Raw genomic sequence first — 11312 nt, forward strand, 5'->3', positions numbered from 1 at the left:
CCACGGGAGCGCCCGCACGACAGAGGCGGTGCGTCGAGCGATACAAAATAGTCAAGAGAGCCTGAGAGCCCTCGCCAAGCGGTATGGCGTCAACCAGAAGACGATCGCCAAATGGAAGAAGCGGGCCTCGGTTCGCGATGAGCGGACGGGGCCGAAAGAGCCCAGATCGACGGTTCTGACGATCGAGGAGGAGGCAATTATTGTCGCCTTCCGCCGTCACACGCTGCTGCCCTTGGACGACTGCCTCTACGCGCTACAGGCAACGCTTCCGCATCTGACGCGTTCGTCTTTGCATCGCTGCCTTCAGCGCCACGGGATTTCCCGGTTGCCGAATGTCGAGGGCGAAGTCTCCGCCAAGCGGAAATTCAAAGCCTATCCAATCGGCTATTTCCATATCGACATTGCCGAAGTTCGCACGGCCGAAGGCAAGCTCTACATGTTCGTGGCGATCGACCGAACGTCAAAATTTGCCTTCGTCGAGCTGCATGATACGACGACGGTAAGCGCTGTTTTCAGGACACGTCTTTGAGGGCGGGGTGCGGCGTGTAGGCCCACGGCATGAGTTCGGCGAGCTTGCTCGCGAGGTGGCCATTGACGATCTTCAAGAGGACATCGGCCATGTAGGCCTGCGGATCGACGCCATTGAGCTTACAGGTCTCGATGAGCGAGGCAACGACGGCCCAATTCTCGGCCCCGCCGTCCGAGCCGGCGAAGAGCGCATTCTTGCGATTGAGCGCAATGGGGCGGATCGCACGCTCGACGATATTGGAGTCGATCTCGATGCGCCCGTCGTCGACGAAGCGCGACAGGCCGTCCCAGCGCGAGAGCGCGTAGCGGATCGCCTCGGCGAGCTTGGTCTTCTGACTGATCAGCGCGAGCTTTTCACGCAGCCATGGCTCGAAGACATCGAGGATGGGGCGGGATTTTTCTTGTCTCGCCGCGCGCCGGTCATCCGGGTTCTGACCCCTGATGTCGCTCTCGATGGCGTAGAGGGCGCCAATGCGCGCCAGCGCCTCGCTGGCGATCGGCGCGGGCCCCGCTGCGGCCAGCTCGTAAAAGCGCCGGCGGACATGCGACCAACAGAAGGCGAGCGACACACTGTTCTTCTGCGCCAGCGCCCGATAGCCGGCGTAGCCATCAACTTGGACGACGCCCGCGAAGCCGGCGAGATGGGCGAGCGGCTGCTCGGATTTGCGGTTTTGCGCATAGACATAGACGGCGAGTGGCGGATCGGCGCCGCCCCAGGGCCGATCGTCCCTCGCGTAGGCCCAGAGCTGGCCGGTCTTGGTACGCCCCCGTCCGGGGCCGAGCACCGGCGCCCTCGTCTCGTCGGCGAAAATTTTCGTGGACGACCTGATGTGTTCCAGGAGGCGCTCGTGCAGGGGCCGCAAATGCCAAGCGGCGCGTCCGACCCAGTCGGCGAGCGTCGAACGATCGAGCGCAATCCCTTGTCGCGCGTAGATCTGCGCCTGGCGGTAGAGGGGAAGGTGATCGGCGTATTTCGAGACCAGCACATGGGCGACTGTCGCCTCGGTGGGCAGGCCACCCTCGATCAGCCGCGCCGGAGCAGGCGCCTGCACCACCGCGCCCTCACAGGCCCGGCAGGCGTATTTGGGTCGGCGCGTCACGAGCACCCGGAACTGCGCCGGAACGACATCGAGCCGCTCGGAAACATCTTCGCCGATCTGGTGCAGCAGGCCCTTGCAGCAGGGGCAGGCCTTGTCCTCGATATCGACGACGCTCTCGACGCGCGGGAGATGTCCAGGCAACGCGCCCCGGTTCGTGCGGCGCTTTCTGGCCGCCTTCTCACGCTCAGGGGCAGAGCTGGCTTCTGCTTCCGCCGCCGCGCCGGCTTCCGTCTGCTCGACCTCTTCGAGCGCGAGCAGCATCTGGTCTTCGGGGAGCGTCTCGGCGCGACGCCCAAAGCGATGGCGCTGCATCTCCTTGATGATCTGAACGAGGCGCTCGTTGCGCGCCCGCTCGGCGAGAAGCATCGCCTTCACCTCGTTGGGGTCGTCGGGAAGTTTCTCGATCGCCTGCGCCATAGGGGCAGAAGACCATATTTTCTGCCGACTTTCGATGATCTTCGACGCCCTGATTCACTGTGTCGCGGCTCATCCCGGCAATGACGGCGCCGGCGTATCTTTCGTATGCACGCGCCGCCAATCGAGCCCCTCAAGCAGAGCCGAAAACTGCGTCGCGGAGAGTCGTATCGTTCCGTCTTCGACCTTCGGCCAGCCATTTGGCCGGTGTACCAGATCGCTCCGTCGCGCGTCGCAAGTGGATCGTGCGGATGCGCGCCAGCCGTGGGCGTTCGCCATTCCTTGATATCGACGCGAACGTCGTCGCCGGCCGCGCGAGCCGTTGCGCTATCGGAAGCCTCAGGTTTGGCGTTTGTCGCGGTCGTTTGGAGGCGAGGCCGGCGATCGGCGTCGCAACTCGATCTATCCCAGGTCGGGCATGCCAGCTCGACAGGCGGAACGCTCGCAACTTCCGGCGGCGAATAGGCGGCCGGGGGGGTTACGAAGGCGCTAGCAGCGAAAACCAAGCTTGGGAGGGAGGGCATGTTCGCGTCCGGAGCAGTTGTCTCCCGCAATTAGCGCTCGCGTGGCTCGTATCAATTTGGGTCCGAAATGCCGTCGCTCAGTCTCACAGGCGAGGGAAGGATGAGTTCCCCCTATGCGCAGGCTGCATGGTGGAGACACGAACCAGAGCAAGTCTCGGCGATCGAGCAGCGCTGGCCCAGCGCCTTTTCGAGAAGAGGGATCTCGGACGGAAAGGCAGACAACCGCCCATAAGCCGCCGTCGCCGTCGGCGCTCTCGCAGCGATTTCGCCCATTCGGTCGCCGGCTGAAACCGCTCCAAATGCACAGGGCTTCTGTCAGCAATCGCGTGACTGCTTGGCGAAAATGCTGTAGCGAACGATTCGTCTATGCAAATACTGGGGTGCACAATGGCAAGAAGAACGACTGCGAAGAAGACTGCGCGTAAAGGCGCCACGAAGAAAGCCGCTCGCAAAGGCCCGGCGAAGAAAGTCGCTCGGAAAGCCACTGCGAAGGCTGCTGTCAAGAAAGCAACGCGCAAAGCGCCGGCAAAGAAGCGGACCCGGAACCCTCTCGCAACGGCGACAGCCGCCCATCAGGTGGCCGAAAAGAAGCTCACTGTCGCCAAAAAGGCTTATGATCGCGCTGTCGTCGCCGAGGCGCGCGCCGCGGAGAAGCTCAAGAAAGTGAACGAGAAGATTTTGCAGAAGGCCATAAAGCAGCGGCCTTCAACGACGTCTGGTAATCCGGAGACGTAAGGACTTTAGTTCCACGGCGAAAGCGACATTCGCCGAGGTGATTGCAGAGCCCGCCGCGAGGTGGGCTTTCTCCCGAAGCGTAAGCTTAGGGCAATCAAAGGAAGTCGGAGGGAAGCGCGCCGCTTCTGGCGACATCGCTGCTCTTTCGCTCGAGGGAAAGTCACTGGAGCTTATGGTCGACGGCTACGGCCTGACGACCGCAAATATCCTCTACCATCTTCCCGACCACCCGCCGATCGTTCAATCTTATATCTGGCAGGAATACGACCTGCATCCGCATTTCCCGGAACTGCACAAATTTCTCGACTTCTGGACCAGGAGTCTGGAAGGCAAGCTTCACTCGGTGCGGGTGGCGCACGCTGGGCTTATTCGCCCTGCGGAAATTTCAGTCGTGGGCGACGAATTCAAACTACACTGAAGGTATGGCCGGCAAGAGCGAAATGTTTTCGGCGGCGGTCTTTCCCTCGAACCTCGCCGCAAGCGTCACGCGGGAATTGCTCTCAAGGAGTACGAGCACGGGCCGCGCGCACTTGCAGAGGATGAGGTCTCCGTCCCAATGGCCGCACTCGGTTTTGGCGTCAATATTCTCGGCCGTTCATGGATGGAGATGCGATCCCTTATGCTGCGTGCACAACACTGGAAGCCGCCTAAGCGGCTTCCTCCTGAGGTTTGCGGCTGAACGCCAAAATATAGTCCGTCGCGGCGCCGGCGGCCGCGGCGGCGGCGAAGATCGCTTTCTTGTCGTTTTTCAGGATCGTGAGATATTGCGCCATATACTGCGCGTGATCGGGACGGGGGTCATTGGCAATTCCGAGTTCCGAGCAAAGGAACGCTGCCGACAATTCAGCGATCAGCTCTTCGAACGTATAGGCTCGATCAGCGAAGCGTTTGCCCTTTTCGCGATTGAGGCGGCTCTCGGCGCCCGAATAATGGGACAGCTCATGAAGGATGGTCGAATAAAAGGCTTCCTGCGCAGTACTGGTCTCGGTTCCGAAGAAGGCTCTTTCGTCGGGGATGCTGATGCAGTCGATTAGCCGGTTGTAGCAGGCGCGGGAGCCGCCATATTCGATCCGCGCGCCCGTCGCGGCAATCGCATGGTCCACGCTGGCAATGCGTTCGAAAAGCGGGCGCTCGGGCAACGTCGGGGCGTCCGACGGGTAGCCCTCGACCTGAGAAGCATTGAAAACCCAACTGGCCCGCGCAAAGGGGATCGTCTTGCCGCCCTCTTCGCCGTCAACGCCGGATTCTTCGCGCGCATCGACTGCCAAGTTTTTGTAGAAGACAATCGGCGTGCCCTTCTCGCCTTTGCGAACGTTGGCGCCGCGCTCCTGCCATTGCTTGAACGTCGCCCATTTGTGCGACTCGTAGCCCAAGGCCTGCGTCGTAATCCACAGGGACAGAATATTGACGCCTCGATAGGCCCGACCTGTGGTTTCATTGGTCGGGGCTCTGGTGCTGGCCGCGCGATGCCAGGGCAGCTTGAATTCTCCCGCGCCGGCCTCGATGGCGGAGACAATGCGGTTTGTGATTTCTTGGTGAATGTCGAAACGGTTTTTCATGGCTCTCTCTCCGTTGCGAGGCGGTCGCCCCGTGAGAGCCCGTGAGCCGGGGCGCCGGCGAGCGCACCCAAAGGGCGGCGTCAGCCGAGGGCTTGTCCCTTGCGCTTGTCAGCCGGCGTTTCGGCTAGGGCTTCTCTCTCCGGGGCTCCCGCCAACGGGAGCGAGCAAGAGAAAGACGCGACACAAGGAAAGAAACCAAGGGATAGGCTCGATAGCCATGATGGTCGTGGCGATAGCCGCCATGACGCTCGTTCGCGCGCTCCGTCGGAATGAGCTCGGGTCGCTCGCTTCCCTTATGATCGTCGTCTTGTGGATCGCCGTCGCCGGCGGCGCGACGGCGATAGACATGACGCACAGGCGGTATGTGTGCGTACGCGTCCAATAGAACAGGGCAGGGCATTTAGGTCGGCTTGAACAAGCCCAGTTTACCTAACGAGGCTTCTTATCCTGCGTGGACGCAGCGGCGGCAGAGGAGGGGCCTGCGGGCTTTGGCGAGTAGCCGGTGTTCGTAAGATTGGAGCGCGTCAGTTGCAAGACGCCGAAATTGTTCCCGTTCGAAGCGCAGGTATTGCCGCCGGACTCGGCGATCGCGGCACCGCCGAAATTGCAGGCGTTATTTTTCAGCGCGTTGTTCGCCGAAGGGCAGTCTTGTATGGCTGCGCACCTGCGCGCAATATGCGATCGTTCCCGTTGTCGTTTATGGAATCCTTGGATTCCTTCTGACGCTTATGAACTCCACCATCACCAATTTGGGATTGATCAATGACGCATCGTCCGCAATGAGGGTGATCGCGCCATTCTTGATCCTCTGCGGCGTCGGAAGCGCCTTGCTGCCGCTCTCCCTCCAAATCGCGGCCTCGGTCGCTGGCGGCTACGCGCTGCGAGACGTCATCGACCTTCAAGGCCGGGCGCAAGGCGCCTGGCGGCTTTGGCGAGACTGGCGCGGCAACGGTTACCGCCAAACTGCGCTGCCGCCGCCAAGCGGCGGCGGATACACAATCGGTCCAGGCGGCGCCACCGTGCAACGCGGCTCCAGCTACGACCCGCGCGCGGAACAGGTGGCGGCAGCCCTTATTGAAAGCCGCGCGGGTCAACTTCGCCGCGAACAGGGATAGGAAACCATCATGTCAGATGATGTGGAGACCGGCGGGCGGTCGCCGCTGGTGAGCAAGCCGGAAATCATGGATTATGTCCGCTCGGTCGTGCCGATGGTCGTTCAATTGCGCCGCCGGCCGACGCGCGGCGTCGCTGAAATTTATTTCCGGGGCTTCGGCGGGAAGGCGTGAGAGGATCAATGCGCTGGCCCCTCTACCTTTTCGGTGCGCTTTGCGCCTTCGCGGCGGTTTTCCTTTTGTGGGAGGCCTCCTACGCGCTGGCGGTCGCCTGGCGCACGCACAGCTGGTTGCTCTGGCTTCGTTTTACGCGAGGATTTGAGCTCCTCTTGCCCTTGCGCGCGGCTCAAAGCGAGTGGGGAGATCCAGTCGTCCAGAATTTGGTCGCGCGGGCGACGCTCGGCGCCACGATCGCCGTCGTGGTCGTCTCCGTCATCGTCATGCAGACTGTTCAGGGCGTTCGCGCGATGAGACCGCCGCTCGGGGGCTCGAGACTCGCGACGCTCAAAGATCTGCGGAAAGCGGATTTGCTGAACGGCGAGCCCGGCTACTCGATTTTCCTCGGGCGCTTTAACGGCAAAGACGTGCGCTACAGCGGCGCGAGTCACATCTATGTGAACGGTCCGACGCGCGCCGGCAAAGGCGTCGGCTTCGTGCTCCCAAACGCGCTTGAATGGCGCGGCTCATTGATCGGCTTGGACATAAAGCGCGAGATGTGGACCGAAATCGGCGCCGCTCGTGCGGCCATGGGTCAGCGGGTTTTCCTGTTTTCGCCGGGTTCGGCGGAATCGCATTGTTGGAACCCCCTCGATCTTGTGTCGGATTGGCCGGAAAGGGCGACCGATGTGGCGAACATGGCGCGAAGCCTCATTCCCACGCCGACGACAGGAGATTCTTACTGGGCGGAAACCGCCCGCGGCCTCTTTGCCGGCCTCTTGGGATATGTCCTCGACAGCGACACGATGCGCAGACAGCGCACGATAAAATCCGCGCTCAGGATGATGAGCCGAGGCCGCAGCCTCGCCGCCGTGATGGCCGACATTCTCGTCGCCGAGCCGAATTTGAACGAGTTCGTGGCGGATAAATTTCGGCAGCACATTGGCCGCGAAGAAAAGCAGCGCATGTCTTTCGAGGCGCATATCGTCACGGCCCTTGATGGCTGGAACAACAAGCTCGTCGACGACGCGACGAGCCGCAGCGATTTCAACATCGCGGATTTGAGACGAAAGCCGTGTACGATTCTGATCGGCACGCCGGTCGGGAACTTTGGTTCGGTCGAAGCGGTTGTGCGCCTGCTCGTTCAGCAGGTTCATGACGTGTTGCTAAGGAGTCTTCCGGAGCTCGACGAGCCGCACAAACTTCTCCTGATGCTTGATGAATTCTATCAGTTCGGACGCATGCCCGAAATCGTAGACCGCGCGCCGCTCGTCGCGGGTTACGGGTTTCAGATCGCGGTGATTGCGCAAGGCCTGACCCAATTGGACGTGCGCTACGGCAAGCCGACGCGCGACATGCTCGTTGGCAATATGGACGTGAAGCTTCTGATCGGGGTCGGCGACGAAACCACCGCCAAATATTGCGCCGACGAAATCGGAAAGCATTATATTCGCCGAGAAGGCTGGGGCACTTCGATCGGCGGCGGAAGCCTTGTCGGCGGCATGCCCCGCGCCAGCCGCTCGACGCAAGGGCGGTGGGAGCTCGAGCCCCTGATGGCGCCGGAAGCCCTTCGCCGATTGGACAGTAAAAAGTCGGTGCTGCTGGTGCGTGGTCAGTACGCGGCAGTTTTGGACAAGATCCATTTCTTCACGGATGGCGACTACAAGCGAAAGGTCGCGGCGTCGGCGCCCTTCGGCGCTCAACTGAGCGTGCCGGATGTAGGGGCTGATGGCCTTTCGTCGGACTGGTCGGCTGCTGCGGGAGCGACGATCGTGTCTGCTGCACGTGGGGCGAAGCACGACGCGGCATTTGCGCGCGTGATGGCGGCCGCAGAGGAAATCTTCGTTGACGCTGAGTCTTTGCGCGTGGCTTTCGTCGCAGCGATGAACGAAGCGAGCAATGAGCCGGTAGCGGCGCTTTGCAAAAAGCTTCGAACCGTGCCCCAGTCGATCGCCGTTGTGAAAAAACCGCGCGGCTTCTTGATGCGACGCGGCGACCCGTCGGACGTTCTGACGAAGTCGCTGCGAGCGGAAATCGTCGCCGCCCGAAATCTTCTCAATGCGGACAGCGCCGAAAGGACGGGCAATGCTTACATCGGATCTGGGTCTGAAGATTTAGCGGACGCAGCGTGCGTCTTTCCTCCGGCTGAAACGACGCCACTGCCGCCGCCCGTCTCCGTGGCGAGCGCCGGCGCCGGCAGCAGTGAAGTGGGGAAGGCGCTGGAACCAGCGGACTTGATGGCGCTCGTCGCGGGCGTCAATGCCGAAACGACCGAATGGGTGGAGGAGGTGAAGGCCACAGTCGCATCGACTCTGGCGGGCGAGAGGCGAGCGGAGTTCGATGCCGACGTGGCGCGTTTGGGAGCAGCTGCGGGTCTTTTCCGAGACACTCCGGATGATCTGCACGAACTTCTAAACGTTTAGCGCGCGTAAGCTGGCCACATCGGACATTGTCGGCTTGCGCGTTGGCGAACAAGCGACAATCGCGCACCTGGGATCGGCGACTAACACTGGGCCCAGCGCCTCCGAGGCCGTCTCCTATAAGCCGTTGGCCTTCACCAAGGTGAATAGGTCCATGGCCATGGCGATCCATAGTAACCCTGGGATTCATCGTAATAAGGAACGCCAACTGAGCGTTTGACCCGGCGCGGACTTGTCTGACCCCTAGCGACCTTATACTCGCCGCGCGGACTTGTCTCATCCTCAGCGACATTATTCTCGCCGCCCGGGGTAACGCCGGTCACCACTACCTGCGTATTCTCCAGGCCATTCTCCTCCACCAGCGCATAAAGTATGGCGGCATCCTTAGGCGAGATACGCACGCAGCCATGCGAGACGGGTCTGCCAAGATTCTTTACTTCGAAGCTGCCGTGGATGGCATGGCCGTCCTTTATAAAGAAAATGGAATGGGGCATGGGGGCGTTGTCCCACTGTTTGCTATACCAAATTTCGTTCATAGAGGTCGCGGTATAGGTTCCCGATGGAGTTGAATATCCTGCGCGCCCAGTTGATACCGGCCATTCATATCTTTCTACCCCATCCACATAAACTGTCATTTGTTGTCTTGTTTTGTCGATGTTGACGAGGATGGCAACCCTGTTGGCTCCGGCCGCACCCGCGGCCATCGCTCTGCGGATGGCCGAACCCGCATGAGCCGTCACCGGAAAGAGGACGAATGCCGCGTCAATGGCGGTGAGCAAAAGCCCAATTCTCAGCAATTGTTTTAAGGATAGGAACATAAGCCCCTCCAAGGCTGCGGAAACGAGCATATGCCCCGCCGCTTCGTAGCACGTTAGCCGGAACCCGTCAGATGAACGCCGAACCGGCACAGATAGTTCCGCTTCCGGCTAGGCCGGAGGCTGCATGCTGGGAGTGGACGGTTTTTGACGGCAACTAACGAAAGACGCCGCGCCCTATTAGCACAACATCATGCAGCAGAATCTTAACCGAGCAGACGCGTTGCTAACCCAGCGTGTCGGCAAATGATGTTTGTGCAAAAGATAGGCGCGAACGTCGAGCGCCATTCAGACGAGGCCGTAGCCTTACAGACGATGGCCGCTTTGGGTTAAAACCGGTCTATTGGATACGGTTTTAAGCGCGCTCCTCGGCGAACGAGGAGTTCGACGTCGGGAAAGTCGCCGAGGTCTGATGAGGAGGAACGGTGGCCTGTTATAATGGCGCCGCCGCCGCTCCTCCTCGGAATCTCCGTTTGCAGCCTTCAGCCAACTCGACCCCGCCCAAGGAAACCCTCGTCGGGTCCGTCGAGCGGGTGACATTCCACAACGAGGACAACGGCTTCGCGGTCCTGAAGGTGAAAGCCCGGGGCAAGCGAGATCTGGTCCCGGTCGTCGGGCATGTCGCCTCGATCTCGGCCGGCGAGTTCATCCACGCCGTCGGCGTCTGGACCACCGACCGCGCGCACGGGCTACAGTTCAAGGCGGACTTCCTCAAGACGACGCCGCCCACGACTGCGGAGGGCATCGAGAAGTATCTCGGCTCCGGCATGGTGCGGGGCATCGGACCGGTGCTCGCCAAGAGGATCGTCGCTGCCTTCGGCGAGAAGACTTTCGAGATTATCGAGGCCGAGCCCGAAAGGATGCGGGAGGTCTCGGGCATCGGCGAATTCCGCGCCCGAAAGATCGTCGCCGGCTGGGCCGAGCAGAAGTCGGTGCGCGACATCATGGTCTTCCTGCACGCCAAAGGCGTCGGCACGTCGCGGGCGGTTCGTATCTTCAAGACCTACGGCCACGACGCCATCCAGGTCATGACGGAAAATCCCTACAGGCTGGCGCGGGACATCCGCGGGATCGGGTTCAAGACCGCCGACGCCATCGCCATGAAGCTCGGCATGTCGCGGGAGGCGCCGCAGCGGGTCCGGGCGGGGATTTCCTACGCCCTTCAGGAGGCGATGGACGAAGGCCACTGCGGCCTGCCGGTAGAGGAGCTGGTCAAGCTCACCGTCACACTGCTCGATGTCGACGAGCGCATCGTCCGGAACGCGCTGACGGCGGAACTCGCCGATAGCGAAGTCGTCGCCGACGCGATCGAGGGGAAGCCCTGCGTGTTCCTGCGCGGCCTGCACCTCGCCGAGCGCGGCGCCGCCGACCGGCTGCTGTCCTTGGCCCGAGGGGCGCCGCCCTGGCCGACGATCGACGCCGCGAAGGCCATCCCCTGGGTCGAGGCGCGAACCGGAAAGACGTTGGCGGCCTCGCAGCGCGCCGCCGTCGAGACGGTCCTGGCCTCGAAGGTCGCCGTCGTGACCGGCGGCCCCGGCGTCGGCAAGACGACGCTGCTCGACGCCATCCTTCGCATCCTTGCCGCCAAGGGAACGAAGCTCCTCCTGGCGGCCCCTACCGGTCGTGCGGCCAAGCGTATGGCCGACCAGACCGGCCTTGAAGCCAAGACCATCCATCGCCTGCTGGAGACCGACCCGAAGAACGGCGGGTTCCGCCGCGACGCCGACAATCCCCTCGACTGCGATCTCCTTGTCCTCGATGAGACAAGCATGGTCGACGCGCCGCTGATGTTTTCGGTGCTCAAGGCGATTGTCAATGGCACCCGAAATTTCCCCACTTTTGGCGAACGAAAATTCCCCAGTCTGGCGGGTCGGGCGATCAGCCTGCGAGGTGATCAGCGCCTCCGTTTTTGGGCGGCCGTCCGCGGCGTTTCAGGGTCGCCGGGACAG

General features: G+C 61.9%; 9 protein-coding genes and 1 pseudogene. 7 read left to right on the forward strand and 3 right to left on the reverse strand.

Going from position 1 to position 11312, the window contains the following annotated elements; genetic code table 11:
* Positions 1 to 487: pseudogene (locus ACR652_RS14690) on the forward strand (IS481 family transposase); the annotation flags it as partial.
* Positions 488 to 512: 25 nt separating this feature from the next.
* On the opposite strand, the gene tnpC reads toward ACR652_RS14690, so the two are convergent.
* A complete protein-coding gene (gene tnpC / locus ACR652_RS14695; RefSeq protein ID WP_434507223.1) occupies positions 513 to 2045 on the reverse strand; it encodes an IS66 family transposase in 1533 nt (510 codons plus the stop codon).
* A 1428-nt stretch (positions 2046 to 3473) separates the two neighbouring features.
* Here tnpC and ACR652_RS14700 point away from each other — a divergent pair.
* The gene (locus tag ACR652_RS14700; protein WP_434507224.1) at positions 3474 to 3719 is read left to right on the forward strand and encodes an usg protein; all 246 of its coding nucleotides are present in this window, start codon (positions 3474 to 3476) and stop codon (positions 3717 to 3719) included.
* A 229-nt stretch (positions 3720 to 3948) separates the two neighbouring features.
* On the opposite strand, the gene ACR652_RS14705 is transcribed toward ACR652_RS14700, so the two are convergent.
* Entirely contained in the window at positions 3949 to 4860 is a 912-nt protein-coding gene (locus ACR652_RS14705; RefSeq protein ID WP_434507225.1) for an ArdC family protein, read from the reverse strand.
* Between the two features lie 528 nt (positions 4861 to 5388).
* Between ACR652_RS14705 and ACR652_RS14710 the strand changes: the two genes are divergently transcribed.
* From ACR652_RS14710 to ACR652_RS14725, 4 genes are all read left to right on the forward strand, one after another.
* The gene (locus tag ACR652_RS14710) at positions 5389 to 5583 is read left to right on the forward strand and encodes a hypothetical protein (RefSeq protein ID WP_434507226.1); all 195 of its coding nucleotides are present in this window, start codon (positions 5389 to 5391) and stop codon (positions 5581 to 5583) included.
* A 5-nt stretch (positions 5584 to 5588) separates the two neighbouring features.
* Complete coding sequence (locus tag ACR652_RS14715) at positions 5589 to 5975, forward strand: hypothetical protein (RefSeq protein ID WP_434507227.1); 387 nt, start codon at positions 5589 to 5591, stop codon at positions 5973 to 5975.
* 9 nt (positions 5976 to 5984) lie between these two features.
* Positions 5985 to 6146 carry a hypothetical protein gene (locus tag ACR652_RS14720; RefSeq protein ID WP_434507228.1) on the forward strand — a complete coding sequence of 54 codons (162 nt, stop codon included), beginning with the start codon at positions 5985 to 5987 and terminating at the stop codon, positions 6144 to 6146.
* 245 nt (positions 6147 to 6391) lie between these two features.
* Positions 6392 to 8551 carry a type IV secretory system conjugative DNA transfer family protein gene (locus ACR652_RS14725; protein ID WP_434507229.1) on the forward strand — a complete coding sequence of 720 codons (2160 nt, stop codon included), beginning with the start codon at positions 6392 to 6394 and terminating at the stop codon, positions 8549 to 8551.
* A 131-nt stretch (positions 8552 to 8682) separates the two neighbouring features.
* Here the strand turns inward: ACR652_RS14725 and ACR652_RS14730 are convergent, their stop codons facing one another.
* Positions 8683 to 9396, reverse strand: coding sequence for a L,D-transpeptidase (locus tag ACR652_RS14730; RefSeq protein ID WP_434507230.1), 714 nt, complete (start codon positions 9394 to 9396; stop codon positions 8683 to 8685).
* 440 nt (positions 9397 to 9836) lie between these two features.
* Between ACR652_RS14730 and ACR652_RS14735 the strand changes: the two genes are divergently transcribed.
* On the forward strand, positions 9837 to 11312 hold a 1476-nt coding region (locus ACR652_RS14735; protein ID WP_434507231.1), incomplete at its 3' end, for a helix-hairpin-helix domain-containing protein.

This window comes from Methylocystis sp., from assembly GCF_051061225.1.
Taxonomy (GTDB): Bacteria; Pseudomonadota; Alphaproteobacteria; order Rhizobiales; family Beijerinckiaceae; genus Methylocystis.

Excerpts from the sequence above, each read along its gene's own strand:
- ACR652_RS14720 (WP_434507228.1), top strand. The coding sequence starts at position 5,985 with ATGTCAGATGATGTGGAGACCGGCGGGCGGTCGCCGCTGGTGAGCAAG.
- ACR652_RS14730 (WP_434507230.1), bottom strand. The coding sequence starts at position 9,396 with ATGCTCGTTTCCGCAGCCTTGGAGGGGCTTATGTTCCTATCCTTAAAA.
- tnpC (WP_434507223.1), bottom strand. The coding sequence starts at position 2,045 with ATGGCGCAGGCGATCGAGAAACTTCCCGACGACCCCAACGAGGTGAAG.
- ACR652_RS14715 (WP_434507227.1), top strand. The coding sequence starts at position 5,589 with ATGAACTCCACCATCACCAATTTGGGATTGATCAATGACGCATCGTCC.
- ACR652_RS14700 (WP_434507224.1), top strand. The coding sequence starts at position 3,474 with ATGGTCGACGGCTACGGCCTGACGACCGCAAATATCCTCTACCATCTT.
- ACR652_RS14705 (WP_434507225.1), bottom strand. The coding sequence starts at position 4,860 with ATGAAAAACCGTTTCGACATTCACCAAGAAATCACAAACCGCATTGTC.